Annotated in this window: 19 protein-coding genes; 6 read left to right on the forward strand and 13 right to left on the reverse strand. The window is 48.8% G+C overall.

The genetic code is table 11. From position 1 onward, the window contains the following. Window positions 1-538 precede the first annotated feature (538 nt). From J3B89_RS13565 to J3B89_RS13580, 4 genes are all read left to right on the forward strand, one after another. Window positions 539-1,153, forward strand: a complete 615-nt coding sequence (locus tag J3B89_RS13565; RefSeq protein ID WP_215398153.1) for a TetR/AcrR family transcriptional regulator — start codon at window positions 539-541, stop codon at window positions 1,151-1,153. A 122-nt stretch (window positions 1,154-1,275) separates the two neighbouring features. Then, the gene (locus J3B89_RS13570; RefSeq protein WP_215398154.1) at window positions 1,276-2,175 is read left to right on the forward strand and encodes an AraC family transcriptional regulator; all 900 of its coding nucleotides are present in this window, start codon (window positions 1,276-1,278) and stop codon (window positions 2,173-2,175) included. A gap of 79 nt (window positions 2,176-2,254) precedes the next feature. Further along, on the forward strand, window positions 2,255-3,187 hold the full coding sequence (locus tag J3B89_RS13575; protein ID WP_251372430.1) for a DMT family transporter: 933 nt from the start codon (window positions 2,255-2,257) through the stop codon (window positions 3,185-3,187). Window positions 3,188-3,226: 39 nt separating this feature from the next. Continuing rightward, entirely contained in the window at window positions 3,227-3,676 is a 450-nt protein-coding gene (locus tag J3B89_RS13580) for an RDD family protein (protein ID WP_215398155.1), read from the forward strand. Between the two features lie 61 nt (window positions 3,677-3,737). On the opposite strand, the gene J3B89_RS13585 is transcribed toward J3B89_RS13580, so the two are convergent. The 3 genes from J3B89_RS13585 to mtgA form a co-directional block, all read right to left on the reverse strand. Beyond that, the gene (locus J3B89_RS13585; protein WP_215398156.1) at window positions 3,738-4,568 is read right to left on the reverse strand and encodes a DNA ligase; all 831 of its coding nucleotides are present in this window, start codon (window positions 4,566-4,568) and stop codon (window positions 3,738-3,740) included. 70 nt (window positions 4,569-4,638) lie between these two features. Further along, window positions 4,639-5,868, reverse strand: a complete 1,230-nt coding sequence (locus J3B89_RS13590; protein ID WP_215398157.1) for a serine hydrolase domain-containing protein — start codon at window positions 5,866-5,868, stop codon at window positions 4,639-4,641. A 79-nt stretch (window positions 5,869-5,947) separates the two neighbouring features. Beyond that, window positions 5,948-6,637: a monofunctional biosynthetic peptidoglycan transglycosylase gene (gene mtgA / locus J3B89_RS13595; RefSeq protein WP_215398158.1), complete on the reverse strand. Its 690-nt coding sequence runs from the start codon at window positions 6,635-6,637 to the stop codon at window positions 5,948-5,950. A gap of 295 nt (window positions 6,638-6,932) precedes the next feature. Here mtgA and J3B89_RS13600 point away from each other — a divergent pair, with 295 nt between their 5' ends. Further along, complete coding sequence (locus tag J3B89_RS13600) at window positions 6,933-8,246, forward strand: glycerophosphodiester phosphodiesterase family protein (protein WP_215398159.1); 1,314 nt, start codon at window positions 6,933-6,935, stop codon at window positions 8,244-8,246. A 106-nt stretch (window positions 8,247-8,352) separates the two neighbouring features. On the opposite strand, the gene J3B89_RS13605 is transcribed toward J3B89_RS13600, so the two are convergent. The 3 genes from J3B89_RS13605 to J3B89_RS13615 all read right to left on the reverse strand — a co-directional run bounded on the left by J3B89_RS13605 (window position 8,353) and on the right by J3B89_RS13615 (window position 11,379). Beyond that, on the reverse strand, window positions 8,353-9,291 hold the full coding sequence (locus J3B89_RS13605) for a YihY/virulence factor BrkB family protein (RefSeq protein ID WP_215398160.1): 939 nt from the start codon (window positions 9,289-9,291) through the stop codon (window positions 8,353-8,355). A gap of 95 nt (window positions 9,292-9,386) precedes the next feature. Continuing rightward, a complete protein-coding gene (locus J3B89_RS13610) occupies window positions 9,387-10,712 on the reverse strand; it encodes a serine hydrolase domain-containing protein (protein ID WP_251372432.1) in 1,326 nt (441 codons plus the stop codon). Window positions 10,713-10,941: 229 nt separating this feature from the next. After that, the gene (locus J3B89_RS13615; RefSeq protein ID WP_215398161.1) at window positions 10,942-11,379 is read right to left on the reverse strand and encodes a hypothetical protein; all 438 of its coding nucleotides are present in this window, start codon (window positions 11,377-11,379) and stop codon (window positions 10,942-10,944) included. Window positions 11,380-11,465: 86 nt separating this feature from the next. On the opposite strand from J3B89_RS13615, the gene bla reads away from it, so the two are divergent. Then, window positions 11,466-12,392 (forward strand): subclass B3 metallo-beta-lactamase, encoded by a 927-nt coding sequence (gene bla / locus J3B89_RS13620; protein WP_215398162.1) that lies wholly within the window; start codon window positions 11,466-11,468, stop codon window positions 12,390-12,392. A 44-nt stretch (window positions 12,393-12,436) separates the two neighbouring features. On the opposite strand, the gene J3B89_RS13625 is transcribed toward bla, so the two are convergent. The 7 genes from J3B89_RS13625 to J3B89_RS13655 all read right to left on the reverse strand — a co-directional run bounded on the left by J3B89_RS13625 (window position 12,437) and on the right by J3B89_RS13655 (window position 19,592). Beyond that, window positions 12,437-12,757, reverse strand: coding sequence for a hypothetical protein (locus tag J3B89_RS13625; RefSeq protein WP_215398163.1), 321 nt, complete (start codon window positions 12,755-12,757; stop codon window positions 12,437-12,439). Window positions 12,758-12,780: 23 nt separating this feature from the next. Continuing rightward, entirely contained in the window at window positions 12,781-13,833 is a 1,053-nt protein-coding gene (locus J3B89_RS13630) for a hypothetical protein (protein ID WP_215398164.1), read from the reverse strand. A gap of 504 nt (window positions 13,834-14,337) precedes the next feature. Continuing rightward, entirely contained in the window at window positions 14,338-14,964 is a 627-nt protein-coding gene (locus J3B89_RS13635; RefSeq protein ID WP_215398165.1) for a hypothetical protein, read from the reverse strand. A gap of 65 nt (window positions 14,965-15,029) precedes the next feature. Beyond that, on the reverse strand, window positions 15,030-15,683 hold the full coding sequence (gene tmpT, locus J3B89_RS13640) for a thiopurine S-methyltransferase (RefSeq protein WP_215398166.1): 654 nt from the start codon (window positions 15,681-15,683) through the stop codon (window positions 15,030-15,032). A gap of 145 nt (window positions 15,684-15,828) precedes the next feature. Further along, window positions 15,829-16,329, reverse strand: a complete 501-nt coding sequence (locus tag J3B89_RS13645) for a GNAT family N-acetyltransferase (RefSeq protein WP_215398167.1) — start codon at window positions 16,327-16,329, stop codon at window positions 15,829-15,831. Window positions 16,330-16,341: 12 nt separating this feature from the next. Further along, the gene (locus J3B89_RS13650) at window positions 16,342-18,588 is read right to left on the reverse strand and encodes an exonuclease domain-containing protein (protein ID WP_215398168.1); all 2,247 of its coding nucleotides are present in this window, start codon (window positions 18,586-18,588) and stop codon (window positions 16,342-16,344) included. Between the two features lie 32 nt (window positions 18,589-18,620). Then, complete coding sequence (locus J3B89_RS13655; protein WP_215398169.1) at window positions 18,621-19,592, reverse strand: calcium/sodium antiporter; 972 nt, start codon at window positions 19,590-19,592, stop codon at window positions 18,621-18,623. Window positions 19,593-19,606: the final 14 nt, after the last annotated feature.

Consider the following 19,606-nt stretch of genomic DNA (forward strand, 5'->3'; position numbering starts at 1 on the left):
GTTGCCACAAGCGGTTAACACCAGTGCGGCGACGCCCGCTAACATAAAAGTTCTGACCGTGTTTTTTCTGCTCATGACGTTTTGCTCCACATTGTTTCTATAGTTGTTACTAAAATTGTGTAAAAAGGCTTGTTATTTTTGTACCGCACGGTAAATATATAGGACAGCCCAAAACTGTCAACCGATTTTTGTACCGACTGGTAAATTATTTTAATTCTACAAAAGAAGAATTTGTTCTAAGGCTGAAACAACACCATTGCAGTGCCGGCGACTTCACTAAGCTAACAGAGGCTACTGTCAGGTTACGTCAGTAGTGTATAACGTAAGCTCAGTGGCTTTAATGCCGAATGCTGGCGCATTCTTGCCTGAAACTCTACTGCTGCTACTTCGGTTCGATTGACTGAACGATCACAGCCGGTTTAGGGTCTTAGTGGGTGTCAGTGGCAAGATATATGTACTTATCGGTAAATAACCCTTACTGGACAAGGGGTCTTTTGCTGTTTACTATATAAGCAAGTTTTAATGCAGGAGCTGAACAATGTCAGCAGTAAGTTGCACTCCCAATGTAGGCCGGCCCCGCGCCTTTGATATGGATGCTGCGCTGGAAAAAGCGCTGGAAGTATTCTGGCGTAAGGGCTACGACGGCACTTCGTTATCAGATTTGACTGAAGCCATGGGCATTAATAAACCCAGTTTGTATGCCGCCTTTGGCAATAAAGAGCAGCTATTCCTAAAAGCGATAGAGTTATACGAAAGCCGTCCTTGCTCATTTTTCTTACCGGCACTGGAAAAACCCACCGCCTATCAGGTAGCCGAACACATGCTGCACGGTGCAGCAATGAATATGGCTGATAGCAGCCACCCGCAAGGTTGCGTAGTTGTGCAGGGTGCGTTGTCGTGCAGTGAAGCTGCTGCCAGCGTAAAAGAAGCGCTGATTAACCGCCGGGTGGAGGGCGAACAAAAGCTCAAAGTTCGCTTTGATCAGGCTAAAATCGATGGCGACTTACCGCCTGACACAGATACCGGTGTATTGGCGCGTTATCTGCTTACTGTGCTGCAGGGCATGGCAATTCAGGCCAATAACGGCGCCTGTTCTGAGCAACTGCGCCAGGTTGCGCAAATGACATTGCAGGCTTTTCCGCGTGCCGGTTAAGCCAGCAGTAACTGCCTTATAGTCCACACTTATTGCCTGATCCTCCAAAGCGCTGCTGCAGTAATAGGCAAAGCCAGGCTGGCTGCCTATACTGCGCTTTCCAGTACAGCGGAGAAGCCCATATGATTGATGAACGCGAATTTTTGCGCCTGCAAATGGTGCAGCAACTGCTGCAAGCTATTACGTCAAATGGCCTGAGCGATACCAACATACCCGGCGTAAAGCTGTACCGTAGTGATGGACCAACTGCAGCGGCGCCCACTATTTATGAGCCCACTTTATGTTTGCTGGTGCAGGGTTCAAAAAAGGTCTGGCTGGGCGATGAGCAACTGCAATACCGTGAACTACAATATTTGCTGGCCCCGGTTACGTTGCCGGTAAGTGGCAAAGTCATTACTGCCAGCCCCGATAAACCCTATATTGCATTGAGTGTGAGCCTGGATTTACGGGAACTGACAGATCTGGTTATTGATATTGCCCACAAGGTACCACCACCAACCCTGCCCGCGCGCGGAATTGCCGTTGGTGACGCCGATCTCGCTCTGGTATCAGTATTTCAGCGCCTGACCCAGCTGCTGCAAACTCCGCAGGATATTCCGGTGTTGCTGCCTTTACTCAAACGTGAAATGCTGTACCGCCTGTTGCTTGGGCCTGTTGGCAGCCAACTGCGCGAATTTACCCTGATAGACAGCCAGGCACATCGCATCAGTAAAGTGATCGAAATACTGCACCAGCGCTATAACGAACCGTTGCGGATCAAAGAACTGGCAGAAGCTGCGCATTTAAGTGAATCGGCTCTGTTTCAGGCATTTAAAGCCGTTACATCAATGTCGCCGCTGCAATTTCAAAAACAACTGCGCTTAAATGAAGCCCGCCGCATTATGCTGTACGAAGGTTTAGAGGCGGCGACTGCCAGTTATAAAGTAGGTTATGAAAGCCCGTCACAGTTCAGCCGTGAGTACAGCCGTTTATTTGGTGCGCCCCCCAAAGCCGACGTAGCCCGTTTTCGCCAGTCGCTGTAAATTTTCTGTCCAGCCCACTATTTTAACCCGGCATAAGGCTTTATGATCGCCATCTTCTTTGCTGCTGGCTGCACCCACTATGCCATCCACTATAAAAAACATGCTGCTGTATCTGGTTACCGTACTAATTTGGGGTTCTACCTGGTTTGCCATCGAGTTTCAGTTAGGCGAGGTGGCCATTGAAGTGTCACTGTTGTACCGTTTTGCCATTGCGGCGGCGTTAATGTGGCTATATTGCCGCTACCGTAAACTTAATATGCACTTTACGTTGCGCCAGCATGGTTTTATCTTTCTGCTTGCCAGCCTGAATTTTGCACTGAATTTTTTGTTTATTTATCAGGCTCAGCAATACCTTACCTCAGCTATGACGGCCATTGCCTTTACCACCATGCTACTGATGAATATCGTTAACACCCGGCTGTTTTTTGGCAAACCAGTGGCCAAACGCATCTATTTTGGTGCCCTGCTCGGCATTGCCGGTATAGTGGTACTGTTCTGGCCGGATCTGGATGGTATCGACTTAACCAATGCCAGCCTGCTGGGCCTGCTACTGATTTTGTCCGGCGCGCTGTCGGCTTCATTCGGCAATATGGTAAGTGTACGTAACTCGCGGGAAAATATGCCCATTATGCAGGTAAATGCCTGGGGCATGCTGTATGGCAGTCTGGTATTGCTGGCCGCAGCATTGTTTAAGGGCCATAGTTTTAATTTTAGTACTGAACCTGCCTATATTGCCTCACTGCTATATTTGGCAGTGTTTGGCTCGGTTATCGCCTTTGCCAGTTATTTTGCTTTGCTAAAACAAATAGGCCCGGAAAAAGCCAGCTACACCATAGTGTTATTTCCACTGGTTGCCGTGGTGCTAAGCACACTGTTTGAAGATTTTCACTGGACAGGCTACACCTTTAGCGGCTTTGCGCTGGTACTGCTGGGTAATGCCATTGTACTAACCCCCTTTGCCAGAATTAAGGCGCTACTGATAGCCCGCCGCCAGCCACAAATAGCTGGCTGATAACGGTTCAGGTCTGGCAACAATATAAGGGAACACACCATGCAACCCCAAGAATATATAGGCTTTTGGCTCAGGGTAGTCGCTTCGTTGATAGACTCTGTGCTACTTTTTATTGTTACGGCACCACTGCTGATCGCCTATTACGGCGACACTTACTGGAACAGTGACGCATTTATTCAGGGCCCGGTGGATCTGCTAATTTCCTGGATCTTTCCCGCAATTGCGATTGTGTTGTTCTGGATAAAAAAACAAGCCACCCCCGGCAAACTAATGCTATCAGCCCAGATTGTCGATGCACGTACCAGCAATAAGCCCACTACCAGCCAGTATATATACCGTTATGTTGGCTATTTTGTCGCCACGATACCTTTAGGTTTAGGCTTTATCTGGGTAGCCTTTGATAAACGTAAGCAAGGCTGGCATGACAAACTGGCGGGTACTATAGTAATACGTCCGCAAACCAATAGCTCTGGATCTGTAAGTTTTTAGAGTCCGGTATAGTCTGACGAGCTAATGTAGAGCTACCGCTAATAGTTAGCCTGCCCATTTGCTAAAAATCTTGCCGCACCCGTAAAAACCGGGCAAAGCGCGGAATGCCGTTGCTGGTATAACCATTGTAACGATAGGTAATTATGCTGCCGATTTCTGGTGGCTCCTGGCGCAGTGCATCGGTTAAGCCGCTGCCAATGGCAAACTCTTTACCTTGCGCCGTTTTAACAATTAACGCTCCGACCATACCTTTATACTTGCCTTTACCCAGCCGGTAACCAATAACCTCAGCTTCAGTATCCTGATAGCTTTTTAGTTTAAGCAAATCGCTGTGGCGGCCGGTTTTATATAAGGCATCCTGCTGGTGCAGCATTAAACCCTCAGCCCCTTTACTTTCCAGCTCGCTGAGTTTGGCCAGCAGCGTGGCATGATCTGCAATACGAAACTGCGCTACCAGCATTAAATAAGGGCTGCTGTGTTGCTGAACCAAATGCTGCATAGCCTCAACGCGCTCAGTAAAAGTGCCCGCTGCATCGGGCAGCTCAAAAATGTAATAGCGGATTTGCTGCCACTCGCTATCTATTGGCTGATGCTTACTAACAATGCTTAAGGTATCGGCAAACTTATTACGGCCCAGCCACAGCTCGCCATCTAACTTTTGTGGTGGAAAATGCGCCACAAACCACTCTGGTGCCACAATGGTATTGCCACCACGCGAGGTTAATTGCTTACCATCCCAGTAAGCACGTACACCATCAAGCTTTTCGCTAACCCAATACTGCTGCACGTCAATATTGCTGTTATACACTTCAGCCAATAGTAAATCGGGTTTAGTGGCGGCCGTTAAATGAAAACAGCAGATAAAACATAATAAAGTTAACTTTTTAATCATTATTTAGCATCTTTTTGTTTAAAACAAAAAGTATAGTGGCCCGCCACACTTAGGCAAGTGCAAACACTGGTTACTGAAAATGATCTGACAGCGCCTGCAAGAAGGTGTATTCATTTAATCCGGCGCGGTTAAGCGGTTTAGCCTGCGCACTCCACATTGCCACCACCAGTTGCTTATCGGGGTCAACAAACAGATACTGGCCAAAAATGCCCTCAGCTGCATAACTTCTGCCATGCATCGGCCAGAACATATAGCCATAATCAACTGTTTCGCCACCAATAACCTGCCTGCTGCCAGCGGTTGCCATCCAGCCTTGCGGCAATACCCGCTCGCTGCCATTTGCTGTATTAATAACACCATCATTTAGCAAAAATAAGCTCAAACGGGCGTAATCACGTAAGGTTGCCGACAAACCGCTGCCGCCTATTTCCAGGCCATTTTCAGACTCCAGCCACCAGTTGGCATCAGCCTGCATACCCAGCTTTGACCAGATTTTTTCTGACAGGTACTGCGCCACCGGTTTACCGGTAGCAGAGCGCACCAAAGCGCCAGCCAGTTGGGTTTCGCCGGTACTGTAGTTCCATACTGTGCCGGGTTTTGCTGCACGCGGTAACGATGCCATCAGCTCTAAAATCGCACCGGGTTGCTGGCTTATTTGTGCCTCCAGCATACGCAGCCGGTCTGATGCAGGATCCGTGTAGGTTTCGTTCCAGGCCACGCCTGAACTCATTTGCAGCAGGTGTTTAACCGTTACGCCATCGTAAGCGGTACCTTTAAAACGTGGCAGATAGTTAACAATAGGGTCATCAATACTGTTGATATGGCCGTCATGTATTGCCGCACCAATTAAGGTTGCAGTAATAGATTTAACCACCGACATCGACATCCAGCGGCTATGTTCGTTATTACCCAGCAGGTATTGCTCGAACACTATTTCCCCACGATGGATAATCAGTATGCCGCTGACCCGGTTCATCGACAGCACGTCGTACAGATCATACTGCTTGCCATCAACCTGGTACGAGAACGCCTGCAACGGCTGTTTGCTAAGCGGCAGAGAGCTTACTGTTTTACCACGCGCTACCGTGCGGGTAGGAAATAGCCGGTCGATATTGCGAAAGGTGTTAACCTGAATATCGGGATACAGTTTGCCGTCGTACAGCTGGCGCACCGTGCCGATGGGTTCTTGAGCATGGCGATACTCTTTATTTGCTGTGCTGGCAGAGGCTGCCAGGCTGGCGGGGCTGCTAAATGCCAGTAATACCGCTATGGCGAATGTTTTGAGTTGGCAGATGTACATTAAGCCTGATTCCTTTTTTAGCTGGTTTTAGCCTTACCACTTAAAAGGCAACTTAAGTATTGCTAACCTCTTTGTATTGTTAATTAAGCACAGGCTTTAAATAGCCCGCGCCCAATTGCCGCATTTGCCGTTCAACCCAGGCAACACGCTCGCGCAGGTAAGGGGTTAACTGGCGCGGGTCACGGCTGCGTGGGCCTGGCAGCATTACAGCCAGCCGCGCCGCTTCGTTAACACTTAGCCTGCTGGCTGGTTTGCCAAAATAGTGCTGGCTGGCTGCTTCTACGCCGTAGATGCCTTTACCAAATTCGGCGATATTTAAATACACTTCCAGAATACGCTTTTTGCCCCAAATGGCTTCCAGGCTAAGTGCCAGTGTCGCTTCCAGGCCCTTGCGCAGCATACTGCGTCCCGGCCACAGCAACAGATTTTTTGCCGTTTGCTGGGTAATAGTGCTGGCCCCACGCAGGCCGCCGCCATCATCAAAGCGTTCAAGGGCATTTTTTATCTCGGTCATATCTACGCCAAAATGCTCAGGGAAGCGCTGGTCTTCCGACGCCACCACCGCCAGCGCCACATGCGCCGGCAGTTTATTAATGCTTACCCATTGCTGGCTAACCGGATACGGGCTTTGCAGCATAAAGGCTGATGTAGGTGGCGGTACAAAGCGTAATGTCAGTAAAAGTGCCAGTAACAATAGCAGCAGTAGCAGCACAGAGCGCCAGATAACAAACCATGCCCAACCGAAAAAACTGCGTTCACGCTGTGTCATATACTCTCTCTTATCTGGCTCTGTTACCTGTAACGGGCAACAGTATAGGTTACTGAGCATTAAAACCAAATGCGGACAAACAGTGTACAAACCTTATACCTGAGAACCGGCGCTGTTACCGGCCAATGCAACATGAACACTTAAAAAACGCAGAAAATACAATTTCGTCATAAAAATAGCAATTTTAATTCACATTAAACTGCTAGTGTGAGGGCAGCCGTGTATTGAGCCGGCCCGGAGAACACATATTCTGTCGCCCTTTGTTTTTCAACGTTACATCATCAAGGAGAACTTTATGCGTCATTTAACGAGCATACACGGCTGGGGCATTTGCGCCTTGCAAGTGGCAGCGCTGCTCACTCCTGTTTTAGCCGTTGCCCATACTGCCGAAACAGAATCACACCTGCTGCAACTTAAAACACAACTGTATCACAGTAACCCACATCTTAATGCGCCGGAAAAGTATTCATTGCAATTGGGCCCCCGGCCCGCGTATCTGATTGACGACATGGAGCCAAGCCCGTTAAAAGAGCGCTTACAAAGCTGCAATACCGGCCGTAAGCTAAAAAAGACCATGTTTTCTATTGGTCACCGGGGCGCGCCGTTACAGTTTCCGGAGCACACCAAAGAATCTTATGAAGCGGCAGCCATAATGGGGGCCGGTATCATGGAATGTGATGTAACCTTTACCAAAGATAAAGAGCTGGTTTGCCGCCACTCTCAATGCGATCTGCATACCACTACCAATATCCTGGCGATACCCGAGCTGGCAGCCAAGTGCAGCCAGCCGTTTACACCGGCAGACCATCTTACCGGTACACCGGCAAGCGCCAGATGTTGCACCAGTGACATAACGTTAGCAGAATTCAAAATGCTGGAGGGTAAAATGGATGCCTATAACCCTCAGGCCACCACTGTTGCTGAATATATGCAGGGCACGCCGTCATGGCGCACTGATCTTTATGCCACAAAAGGTACCCTGATGACGCATGCAGAAAGCATTAGTTTATTTAAGCAACTCGGCGTGAAGTTTACGCCAGAATTAAAATCAGCAGAAGTGCCCATGCCTTATGAAGGCACTTACAGCCAGGCAGACTATGCACAGCAGTTGATCAATGAGTACCGCAATGCAGGTGTAAAACCAAAAGATGTGTGGCCGCAATCGTTTGATATTGCTGACATTCGTTACTGGTTAGCCAATGAGCCTGCTTACGGCCGCCAGGCGGTATATCTGGATGATGCCAATGACCCGTCAGAGCTGCCCTCATTGCAGGAGCTGCAAGGTTATGCCGCAGAAGGCTTCAATATCGTAGCACCACCAATGTGGGCTCTGCTTGAACTGGACGCAAACAACAACATTGTGCCATCCGCTTATGCCCGTAATGCCAAAAGCGCCGGTCTGGATATTATTGCCTGGTCTTTTGAGCGCTCCGGCCCGTTGAAAAACGGCGGTGGCTGGTATTACCAAACTGTAAATCCGGTGATCAACAATGATGGCGATATGATGGAAGTACTGCATGTGATGGCACAAGACGTTGGCGTAATTGGGGTGTTCTCAGACTGGCCTGCCAGTGTCAGCTACTACGCAAACTGCATGGGTTTACCCTAACAAAACAGCAGCTTTGGCCGGCTCTGCGGACATCTTAAGTAGCTGACCAGATACCGGCCAGTCAGAATAAACTGGCAGCACTTTACTGCTAGCTCCTGCCGCAGCCTTAGCGCTGCGGCACGTCTTCGATTAACTCCCGGTGCACACAAACGGCCACACTCTTGGGGCGGATAGGCTTGCCCCTGCCTTCCAGGTGCGCCCGTGTAAAGGCCGCGCCAAACAGCAAAATCATTGAGGAATAATTCACCCACAGCAGCAGTAATGCCAAAGATCCGGCAGCGCCATAGGCCGATGCAGTAGCAGTATAAGCCAGATAAATAGAGATAAAGGAGCGGCCTACCGTAAACAAAATCGCCGTGATAAAAGCTCCAAGTAGTACATCCCGCCACGACAGCAGCACGTCGGGCAGAATTTTAAACATGGCCGCAAACAGCAAGGTAATGACCAGTAGCGACAGCACTAACTCCATGCCTACCATGGCCCAGCCCGGCACGGGTAACCACTCTTCTGCAAAAGCCATCACACTGCGCAGCGCCACCGACAACAGCAGCGACACCATCATAATAAACCCAATGGCCAGAATAATGGTTAGCGATAACAACCGGCTTTTAATAAACACCCACAGGTTGTTGCGTTTCGGGCGGGGGGCAACATCCCAGATCTGATTAAGCGACTGCTGCATTTGCGCAAAAACGGTAGTTGCGCCAACGATAGTGGCAAGGATACCAATTAATGCTGGCAGAAAGCCACTTTGGTCAATCTGTGAATTGACTACAGCGGTTTGTACTACACCGGCGGCTTCTGTTCCGAGAGTTTCCTCAAGCTGGGCAAACAATTCGCCCTGCACCGCCCTTTCACCCATCACCAGCCCAACCAGCGCCACTACCACTACTAAAATAGGCGCAATAGAAAACACCGTAAAAAATGCCAGTGCTGCGGCATAAATAAACGCCTGGCTGCCCAACCAATGCCGGAATGCCGCAGCTAAAATGCCAAGCCAGTGCCGCACCACTACGGGGAGTTTGCTGTAAATATTGATAACCATGCTCGATAGTACCTTAGCGTTGCAGCGAATATCGCCTATTACACCCAAAACAGGCGTTATATGGTAACAAATATTACTAACCCTTTTGGCGACCTTTACTGCCTTGCAAGCAAATACTCGGCCAGGGCTTGAAAAGCCGGCAACGACGTTGGGTCTATCCCTGCATTTGCCGCCGTAGGAAAAGACGCAAAACGCACAATCACCATCTGCGCTACCGGGTCGATATAAATAGTTTGACCATGCACACCACGAGCGGCATAAGCACCATGTTTATTGTGCAGCAGCCACCACATACTGCGGTAACTGCCGCCGGGCAAGGTAGTGTAACCGGCCTTGGCAAAAGCCTGCCTATCGCCCCCGGCGCGAATATTAGTAATTGCAGCCTCAGGCACTAACTGCTGCCCATTTAGCTTACCGTTGTTCAGCATCAGTTGGCCCAGCCGGGCTAAATCGCGCAGGCCAGCGCTTAAGCCGCCACCGGCAAAGGGCGTTCCTTTGGCATCCACTGTCATATAGGCATCCTGCTCGGCGCCCAGATGTTGCCAGATTTGCTCTGATAGCATCTGGGTGTAAGCCTGCCCTGTTACGCGCGAGATAATCCAGCCCAGTGCGTCAGAATTAATCGTTTTATAGCCAAAAGCATCACCGTGCTGGCCTTGTTGTTTAACAGTCGCCAGGTATTCGAAATAGCCGTTTGGCCCGGTATAGCCCGGCGGCTTCGGCAAAGGGCTGGCGGCTTTTGAATAGATCCAGATATCGGCATTCGGATCAGCGTAATCTTCGCTGTATTGCAGTGCAGTTGTCATATCCATCACCTGGCGTACCGTGGCACTGCCAAAAGCACTGTGTTTTAGCTCAGGGATAATCGACGCCACACTGGCCTTTTCATCCAGCTTGCGTTCCGCCACCAGCAACTCTGCCAACAAACCTGTAACAGACTTCGTCATAGACATTGCCGCATGTTGGCCGGCATCTTCTAAGCAGCCGCGATATTTTTCATACACTATCTTGCCTTTATGCAATACCAAAATACCGTCGGTGTAGTTGGCATCTAACGACGCCTGCCAGGTCATCTCTGCACTACCGCCAAGTGGTGTAAAGCGTACTGCATCAATATTATTATCCAGCGCATAGGCAAACGGTATGGCTGCGCCAAGGCCACGGCTAACCTGTTTGGTGGGCATTAACTCTCGGATATGGCACACCGTCCAGCGTAGCTTGGGAAAGCTGAAAAAATCCGCCTCCGGCTGCATTATCAATTTATCCGCCGGTGGCGGGAAGCCCTGCATCCATTGCAGCTTTACCGGATCAGAATCTGTAGCGGATAAAGCTGAACCCTGTGCCCATAGCGATGTTGCTGTTATTGACAACAAAACATAACAAGCCAGAACTGCCAGACGGTAGTTACTTTTAGCCAACATAAAATCCTCTTAGTTTGTGTTGTATCGCCAACCAGCCAGCATGTGCCCGCAGCAGACGCCTGGCTAAAACCATAGCCGGTAAAAACACCGGCTGCGAACAGCCCGGCAAATCACAACCACATAGGCGTCCCAGCGCCGTGTTATTGCAGCATATCAGACAAGAAGCTTCAGTCTATGCTCGCAAGCAAAGGGCAATAGCGCTAATTGTCTCCGGTCCCGTTGCTGTTGGTCAAAAACAGCTGGCAGACACCCGGCTAATTTCACTGTCGGGTACATTGAAGAACAACACATGGCCGGCCGCGGCTTCAGCCACGGCAAAATAGGTAATAAATGGCGAGTCTGTCCGCTCCGGGATATGCTCTGTAAGCTGATAAAAGCGCATTTCACGGTTATCTTGCGTTATAACCTTTAGTTTTTTTACCTGCATAAACTCTGAATTTATATCTTCCCCGCCGTTCGGGTTGTATGGTAGCTGCATAAACTCTATCTGCTGGTAACCACTGGCATCAGCAAAATACAGGTTACCCACTTCATCAGTCTGCATGCTGTAACTTTCACCAAGCTGCCACTGGCAACCGATAAAATCCACAGCGTTATGCTTTAACAGTGGCGCGCCAGACACCGGCTGTGACAATAGCGCAAATAAGATTAAAACCAGATACCGCATAACACTCCTGCCTGTTAATATTTAGCACATCAAATTTGCCATGGCGGCGTATCTTCTATGTACCGCCAAATAGTAAGGCACCGGTTATGATCCTGGCTAAACATTTTCGCTATTTTTCATTACCCTATAAATTAAAGCTCAGTACATTAAGTTTTGCGGCTGTACTGGCCGGTTGCAGCACAGCAACGGTAACCCTTCCGGCCCCACCGGCAACTGACTGGGTTAACAGCTGTACCGACTGGGACGACTGGGATAAAGCCGGGCCACCGTATCAAATTTATGGTAACAGTTACTACGTCGGTACCTGTGGTATCAGCGCCATTCTGATTACCGGCACTGACGGCCATATTCTGATCGATGGCGCCACAAAAGCCGGTGCCGAGGTCATCGCCGCCAATATCCGTGCGCTTGGCTTTTCGCTGAGTGATGTAAAACTGCTACTGCAAAGCCATGAGCACTTCGATCATGTTGCCGGTTTAGCCCGGTTGCAGCAATTAAGCGGCGCAAGGCTGTTGGCATCGCCTGCGGCGGCACCGGTGCTCAGCAGCGGTGTGGTAGCTGCGGCCGATCCGCAAGCTGGCATGCACGAGCCGTTTCCGGCTGTAAGGGTGGATGGCCTGGTTACAGCAGGCCAGCAGGTTACCTTAGGGCAGCTAAGCCTGATGCCTGTGGCAACACCGGGGCATACCCCCGGCGCATTAAGCTGGCAGTGGACAAGTTGTGAAGCCGGGCAGTGTCAGGCGCTGGTATATGCTGATAGCTTATCGCCTATTAGTAGCGACAGTTACCGTTTTAGCCAGCATCTTAGTTACCTGAAAGCTTACCGGGCCGGATTGGATCAACTGGCAGCACTTGATTGCCAAATTCTGCTTACGCCCCACCCGTCGGCCAGTAATATGCGCACGCGGCTGCAAAGCAGTGAAGGTTTAACCGATGCCAACGGCTGTGTGGTTTATTCGCAAGCAATAAAACAGCGGCTGCAAAAGCGCCTAACAGAAGAAACAGCGCAGTAAGGTAGTAGCCACCGACTCATATTCCGACGATATGCCAGAACTGATTATTCGGACATATGTGGATATAGAATTACTGCGATGATCAACATGGCGAACATTGATAACTGCATCCAAATCGCCAAAACATAATCTATCCGCCTGGCAAGTGAACGTACGTTTTCACCTGGGATCCACGGGGTTTTCGACATTTTCTCAAAAGTTATTGCCATTGCATACATACTGATCCGAATACCAACACTATCCCAATCCGGGCGGCCAACGCCAGTGCGGTCCAACTCTCCATCAATGTATTTCACGGATACTCTGATAAAACACATCATGGAAATGAGGGCATTGAAAATTAAAATAACTGCGATAAACAGCATGTAATCGTATAACCCTGCGGACATCAATTTAATCTCGCTTCAGAACTCTTTCGCCATAAGTAGTCGCTTACATTCTTACCTAACTGATCAAACAATTTTCCTGACAACAAGCCGATCAATAAACCACCCACAATAGCAATCGCCCAACCATAAGGTGTTGCAATTAACATCATCGTCAGAGCCGCAGTGACCTTACCACCAAAGTACGCTCCCGCAGCTACACCAAGCCCAAACCCTGCCATCTCTCTAGCCAGTGCATTCTGCCAATCACCGTCGACTTGTTTGACGTTATACACACTTAAAGCACGTAAACCGCCATCAAGAACAATAATACTTTTACCTACTTTGTTTGCCCCGCGCTGAAATTGCTGTACCCGTTTAAAATTATGGCTACTGTGCAGCTTAATAGCCGCATCAGTTTTACTACCCCGAGCTAACCCCATAGCTCGTTTAGGATTGCTCCATACTGTGCCATGGTTACCGGCCTTAGCATCATTTGTCGCCATAATACGCTTAATTTCGCCCTGAAACTGTTGATTTACGGCGGCCTGAGCAACACTAACATTCTTAGCTAGTATGCGCCTTTCCGCCACACTAGCTTTGTTTAAGTAAGCCGCACGGTACTCTTCTAATGCTAACTGATAACGACCGACAAATGCCGAAAAGCCTTTCAAACGTGATTCAAGTGCCGTAGCTGCCGCGCCAGTAAATCCCGGTATTTCCTTTTTTAAATAAGGTATTGCTGTATTTTGCGTGAAATTATTAACCGACAGCAGTGCTGGCTGTAACTGCAACTGATAAAACTCAGCCAGCGCATCAATCACTTCGGTGCCAAAATCTTTATTTAACCGCGCGATATTTCTGCGTTCTGACGGCGGTACCTGCTTTAACATTTCAAATAAACGTAGGGCGTCAGAATCATCGCCAGAGGCTTTATCAGATTTAGCAATATAAGGTGTGCCTGCAGGTAGCAACGGTGTAACAGGTACAGATTGCTCATCTAAAGTATGCCCTACAGGGCACGGAATAAACTCTCTGGTTAATGGATTGGTGGTAATGCAGATTTCGAGTGCCATAATTCATCCCTGATCATTATTGTTAATAATGAGTGAACTTTAGTTAACAGTAACGATGATTGCAAGATTAAATAACGCAGCATTAGGTTCTAAGTTGCGAAGCCCCTGCCGGGTTTCAGATTAATCTCGTTCTGCTGAATAATTGTAAGAATTGAAGGTTAATAAACTGGCAGCGCTTGATTGCCAAATTCTACTTACGCCCCCACTCGTCGGCCAGTAATATGAGCAGCACGGGTTTAACAGATGCCAACGGCTGTGTGGTTTATTCACAGGCTGTAAAGCAACGGCTGCAGCAGCGTTTAACAGAAAAAACAACGCAGTAACAACCCATCTAACTAGCGGCTACTGTCGCCAGTGTTATAGACATATCTACTTGTAACGTATGCCTATATCAAATCAATGACAATGACCCTTTTGGTTCTGTTAATAGCTCCGACTAAACATTCGAAAGCCATTGAAATATGGCGGGTTACCCCTTAATTGTTTCTGCTCCCTTTCCAAAGGTTATTTGGTTTTTAGCCAATCATAGGCGTAATCGTAAAAACTTTTATCTGAACCCACAACCCCATATTGACCTTTTATTTTTGACTGAAGTGCATGATTTACGATCTCTTTTGCCGAAGTTAAGTTTCCACCCAGTATTTTTGCGCACACAAGATCTATGGAACACTTAGCCCCAATCTCAATGAGCTGTTGATCAAACGGAATGCTTGTTTTTTCTGCAATATAGCTATTGGTAAGCTCATCGATATAGTCGAGTACTGAACGTGTAATTACTTCATGTGTCTGTTCACTTGTGAACTCCAAAACGCCTTGGTACAGTTGGATGCCAAAACACTTGAATGCAGCGTGTGACCGATGAGACAGAGGCTTTTTCAGGTTTTCGGGAATATCGAAGATTTCCCAAAAAATTGGATCCAAGCCTAGCGGTTTACACCATAGCCGTATTTCAATTTTCTTACTGTTTTGCCAAGGGAAACACTGACAATAGAAAAAGTACTCTGACTCTACAAAGAACAAGGTCTCGCGACTTTTCCTCCAACGGCTACCTTTAATTTCCGCTTTCAAAGCCAATTCGACATTACGTTTCCATAGCTTCGCAAGAGCTTTGTCTTCTTTACTTAACTTCATGAGTTACCTTATATTTATCAATTATTAGGGTCAGATAAAAATTAAACCAGATACCTCAGCATAATTTAGTTTTGCTCTGGCTTTATTGGCCTCAAAAGCCAACCAATCTCAGTAGCCTGGCACTTGCGTTTTAACCCACCGGGTACGTCGAGTTTTTCCAGGCAGTTAAGGCTATAAACACTGCTGTAGAGTTGATGCATCTCCAGGCTATCAACAGAAAACGGCGGCCCTGGCAACTGCGCTTGATCATACTCAAAGCAAATAACCAGTTGTGGCGCACTTTGGCTGATGGTTATCAAGTGCTGTGTATAGCGCTGTCGCATAGCGTCAGGCAAGGCTACCAGCGCTGCCCGGTCATATGTGGCGGCAACCGGGCCCAGGGTGTTTTCTGACAACTGAAAAATATCGCCGACAAACACCTGCAGCTTGTCAGCTTGATAATGCAGCAAGTTACCCACGCTACTAACGGTGGCTGTTAGCTCCAGCTCAGCAAACAGTTCTTGCACCGCCATTTCGCTTAACTCGGCGCCAACGACCCGATAACCCTGCGCCAGTAGCCAGTGTATATCGAGGCTTTTACCGCACAGTGGCAGAAAAACAGTGGCGCCGGGTGCGAGTGCCAGCTGATTAAACCACCTTATCAGCAAAGGATTGGCTGCCGCCTGATGAAACGCAATCTGTCTTTTTTGCCATTTTTCCTGCCAGAACTCCGGGTGCACACGCCCTCCTTTTACTTTGATGGGGATAGATATGGGGCCAGGATGACGTCAGTAACATTAATATTTCTGTTAGTCATTTTTGCCTACACCAAATCAATGTCACTGACCCTATTGATTTCTGACCCTATTGATTTTAAAACGGGCGTTATATGTCTTTTACCAGCACCGACGTTTTTCTTGACCCCACAAACCTTTTATCAGGATCATAGAAGGTTTCTACCTGTTCAAACCCGGCTTTTCGCATCATGCCAGCGGAGGCCAAATTTTCTTCGTGTCGCTCAATATATACTTTATGGCACTGTTCTTCACGCGCGATACATACGCACTTATTCAATAGCTTACTGCCAATTCCCTTACCACTAAGCGTTAGGCTAACTACCACATCACCGATATAGGCAATCGATGATAACTCAGAGTATTTACTTAATTTCGAAGGACATGCGCTTTTTAAAATCAGCACAGCAAAACCCAGGATTGCGTTTTCCTCAGCCAGAACGGCTAATGCTTTTTTTTCGCGAATGAGGTCGAACTGTTGGTTAATGCTGTCGGCGGTGATGTAATTCCACTCGTTAGCACCATCTCTGAGCAGAAGCTCTCTCATTTGTTTGAAATCATCGTCATTCAGAGCTCTGGAATGTATTTTCATGTTCCACCAATTTTATTTTGTAGCAAGTTGTGGCGTACACCGTCTGGCATTTATCAGCTTCAACAACTCCACCGTTGCCGTGGCATCATCCAACGCCCGGTGGTGGTTATTAAGTTTAATGTCGAACTCTTCGCACAACTTACCCAGGCTGTAAGACTGCAGCCCCGGATAATAACGGCGCATATTAACTACGGTACATAGCTGCGGCATATCAAAGGGTTGCTCTAAGCGGGCAAATTCGGCGCGGATAAAGCCGTAATCGAACTTGGCGTTATGGGCAACAAATACCGCACCTTGTAAAAACGCACTCAGTTGCTCCGCAATATCGGCAAAGGTTGGCGCATCGGCCACCATGGCGCTGTTAATACCAGTTAAGCGGCTAATAAAAGATGGGATATAACGGCCGGGGTTTAGCAGAGTGCTAAAGGTATCCAGTACCTCGCCTGCCTGTACTTTAACCGCGCCGATTTCGATAACGCGATCTGTCCCCGCTTTGCCGCCGGTGGTTTCGACATCCAGCACCACATACAGCCGGTTGGGGTCGACTATCCACTGCAGTTTTTCAATACGGGCATTAAAACCGGCATTTTGCAGGGCTAACAGCCGGGCTAACTGGTGGCGTTGTATTTTATCGCCGGGCGCTTTTACTTCGATAAACTGCAGCTGGTTATCTTTGCACAAAAACAAATCCGGGTAACCGCTGCTATGGCGGCTAAAATCCTGCGCCATGGCGCGCAGTATTGTTGCCAGGCTGCTTACACCTTCCACTTTGGGGGCGTATTGCAGTAATGGTAATAGCTGTTCAGCCAGATCGGTATGCCAGTAAAACAGGCTGTTGGCTTTGCCGTAATGCGCGGTTAAGGCGCTAAGCAATGTGCTGGCAGCGCCTGGTGCGGCCAACTGGTTTAGTTTTTGCTCTATCTCGCTGGCAAACTGCTGATAAAAGCCTCCGGCGGCCAGGTTACGTGGCCTGCGCTCAAACGGGTTATGCAGGGCGCTGTTATTATGCTCGAATAATTCATGCCAGAGCCACAGGCCAAATAGCGCCAGCCAGAGGTTATTCTCGGCGTGAAATACCGTATACCCCTGAGCCGCATAATGCGCCATTAAACCTTGCTCGGCTTTCCCCAGATACAGCTCGTCAATGCCTATCAGCGGCGCATCGTGCAGTAATTGCGTAAGCTGCGATCTTTTACGCCCACTAATGGTTTCACCAAACTTACGCCGGTAAAAGTCTTCAGCAAACAACCATTCTTCGTCACAGCTTGGATCGTCTAATAACTGCTGTAAATACTGTTGGCAGCGCTGCTCGTCGCCTGTTTGGGCGTAAAGCCGGGCTAAACGCTCACTGGCCGGGAAACCATTGCTTTGCTGATAAAATGCGATAGCGATATCGTTCAGCTTATACTGCTCGGCCAGCTTACCCAGCTGATAACAGCGATCGCTACGTTTTAGCAATAAAACATTATCGTCTGGCAGTGGCCACTGTGTCACCGTATTAAGCCACTGGCTTAGCTGCCCGGCAGCATTATCAGGCTGTTTTTTAAGCTGCTTGCCAAGCTCAATAATGGCCGGTTTGGCTTTGGCCAGCTGATACGCCAGCAGCGCCTGGGGGGCTTGCGTAAAGCGTGGAGTAAATTGTTGTTTGAATTGGCCGGTTTGGCGGATGCCTAAGTCTCGCAGAGTAAATAGCGATAAATTGGCCTCGATACGGCCAAAATAGAGAAAATAAATATAGTTAAGTGCGTCCTGCCGTTGCAGCACCACATAGCGCTGCGGCAATTGCGCTGTTAATGCCAGCCAGTTAACCGGCAACTTTAACGCGGTGCCCAGTAGCTGCGGTTTGGTTTGGCTTTTCTTTATGCTGATGGTATCTGCTAAGCCGGTTTCAGCCAACTCAGTTTGCGCCAGTTGCAGCAATTGCCATAAGGTGTCTTTAGATAAACGCAGCCAGAAATCGGCGAGATCAGCCTCCGTTAACGGTGCAGTAAAGCCCGCCCCGGTTAATTCATCCAGCACCGGTGCGGTTGGGCCAATTTCGCTGTAGCTAAGCTCGGTATCGGCAAATACACTGCCTTTGCGGTTTAGCATACGTACCAGCAGTTGCTGCGCGGCTGTGCTTAAGGTAGCAAAATCCTGTAGTAAGGCCCGGCTATCGGCGGTTAATACCTCCTGATAGTGCGCCGCGACAAACTGCAGCAGCTCGTTAAAGTGCTGCAGGTAGTATCCACTGTCGAGTTCTGTGCGCGGTGCAGCCATTAATCCCCTGTTTGTGTTAAACAATAGCCATGTTAAGCAATAACAGTACTAACCAGATAACCGGTGTAAGCAATAAATACTGCCAGCAAAATGCCGCCCTCTAAGCGGTTAATGCGGCCCTGCTTTTTATAGCCGTAGCCCATAACAAATATCGCAGCGGTTAATACGGCCATTAAGGTCCAGTCACGGGTAAGCACTACGGCATCAACTGCCATGGGCTCTATCATGGCGGCAATACCTACCACGGCCAGCGTATTAAACAGATTTGAACCAATAATATTACCCAGGGCTATATCGTGTTCGCCTTTTTTAATCGCCATTAACGATGAGGCCAGTTCAGGCAGCGAGGTGCCAATCGCCACTACCGTTAAACCAATCACCAGATCGCTAACGCCAAGCCCCTGGGCGATAAACACGGCACCATAAACCAGCATACGGGAGGCGACAATTAACAACACCAGACCTACCAGCAGCCAGATAATAGCTTGCTTCAAAGTCATACTCTGGGCAGCGGCCAGTTCGTCGTCCATTTCAGTGGCCAGTGCATCCTGCGGGTTACGCATACCCTGCCAGATTGACCAGCCCATTAACGCAAAAAAGACGCCAAGTAAGCACCAGGCGTCGAAGCTGTTTAGCTGATGATCAAACAGCAACCAACCGGCGAATAAGGTTACCAGCATTAAAATAGGCAGCTCTTTGCGCAGCACCTGTGAGTGCACGGCAACAGGGCTAAGCAGGGCAACCAAACCCAGAATAAGCGCGATATTAGTAATGTTAGAGCCATAAGCATTACCCAGCGCCAGTGCCGGGTTGCCGTCTGCCGCGGCCATGGCCGACACCACCATTTCCGGTGCTGAGGTACCAAAACCGACAATAAGCATACCTATTAATAACGGCGGCATACCGGCATAACGGGCGGTGGCGGCTGCACCATCAACAAAGCGGTCAGCACTCCATACCAGCAGTGCCAAACCGGCAATTAACGCGACTACTGCCAATAACATTGTTTTGTCCTTTA

This window comes from Rheinheimera oceanensis, from assembly GCF_018831085.1.
In the GTDB taxonomy this organism is placed as follows: domain Bacteria; phylum Pseudomonadota; class Gammaproteobacteria; order Enterobacterales; family Alteromonadaceae; genus Alishewanella; species Alishewanella oceanensis.

Coding starts and splice junctions, on each gene's coding strand:
- J3B89_RS13575 (WP_251372430.1), top strand. CDS start 2,255: ATGCCATCCACTATAAAAAACATGCTGCTGTATCTGGTTACCGTACTA.
- J3B89_RS13585 (WP_215398156.1), bottom strand. CDS start 4,568: ATGATTAAAAAGTTAACTTTATTATGTTTTATCTGCTGTTTTCATTTA.
- J3B89_RS13635 (WP_215398165.1), bottom strand. CDS start 14,964: ATGAAGTTAAGTAAAGAAGACAAAGCTCTTGCGAAGCTATGGAAACGT.
- J3B89_RS13605 (WP_215398160.1), bottom strand. CDS start 9,291: ATGGTTATCAATATTTACAGCAAACTCCCCGTAGTGGTGCGGCACTGG.
- J3B89_RS13570 (WP_215398154.1), top strand. CDS start 1,276: ATGATTGATGAACGCGAATTTTTGCGCCTGCAAATGGTGCAGCAACTG.
- J3B89_RS13655 (WP_215398169.1), bottom strand. CDS start 19,592: ATGTTATTGGCAGTAGTCGCGTTAATTGCCGGTTTGGCACTGCTGGTA.
- J3B89_RS13630 (WP_215398164.1), bottom strand. CDS start 13,833: ATGGCACTCGAAATCTGCATTACCACCAATCCATTAACCAGAGAGTTT.
- J3B89_RS13610 (WP_251372432.1), bottom strand. CDS start 10,712: ATGTTGGCTAAAAGTAACTACCGTCTGGCAGTTCTGGCTTGTTATGTT.
- J3B89_RS13615 (WP_215398161.1), bottom strand. CDS start 11,379: ATGCGGTATCTGGTTTTAATCTTATTTGCGCTATTGTCACAGCCGGTG.
- mtgA (WP_215398158.1), bottom strand. CDS start 6,637: ATGACACAGCGTGAACGCAGTTTTTTCGGTTGGGCATGGTTTGTTATC.
- J3B89_RS13625 (WP_215398163.1), bottom strand. CDS start 12,757: ATGCTGTTTATCGCAGTTATTTTAATTTTCAATGCCCTCATTTCCATG.
- J3B89_RS13565 (WP_215398153.1), top strand. CDS start 539: ATGTCAGCAGTAAGTTGCACTCCCAATGTAGGCCGGCCCCGCGCCTTT.
- bla (WP_215398162.1), top strand. CDS start 11,466: ATGATCCTGGCTAAACATTTTCGCTATTTTTCATTACCCTATAAATTA.
- J3B89_RS13580 (WP_215398155.1), top strand. CDS start 3,227: ATGCAACCCCAAGAATATATAGGCTTTTGGCTCAGGGTAGTCGCTTCG.
- J3B89_RS13650 (WP_215398168.1), bottom strand. CDS start 18,588: ATGGCTGCACCGCGCACAGAACTCGACAGTGGATACTACCTGCAGCAC.
- J3B89_RS13645 (WP_215398167.1), bottom strand. CDS start 16,329: ATGAAAATACATTCCAGAGCTCTGAATGACGATGATTTCAAACAAATG.
- J3B89_RS13590 (WP_215398157.1), bottom strand. CDS start 5,868: ATGTACATCTGCCAACTCAAAACATTCGCCATAGCGGTATTACTGGCA.
- J3B89_RS13600 (WP_215398159.1), top strand. CDS start 6,933: ATGCGTCATTTAACGAGCATACACGGCTGGGGCATTTGCGCCTTGCAA.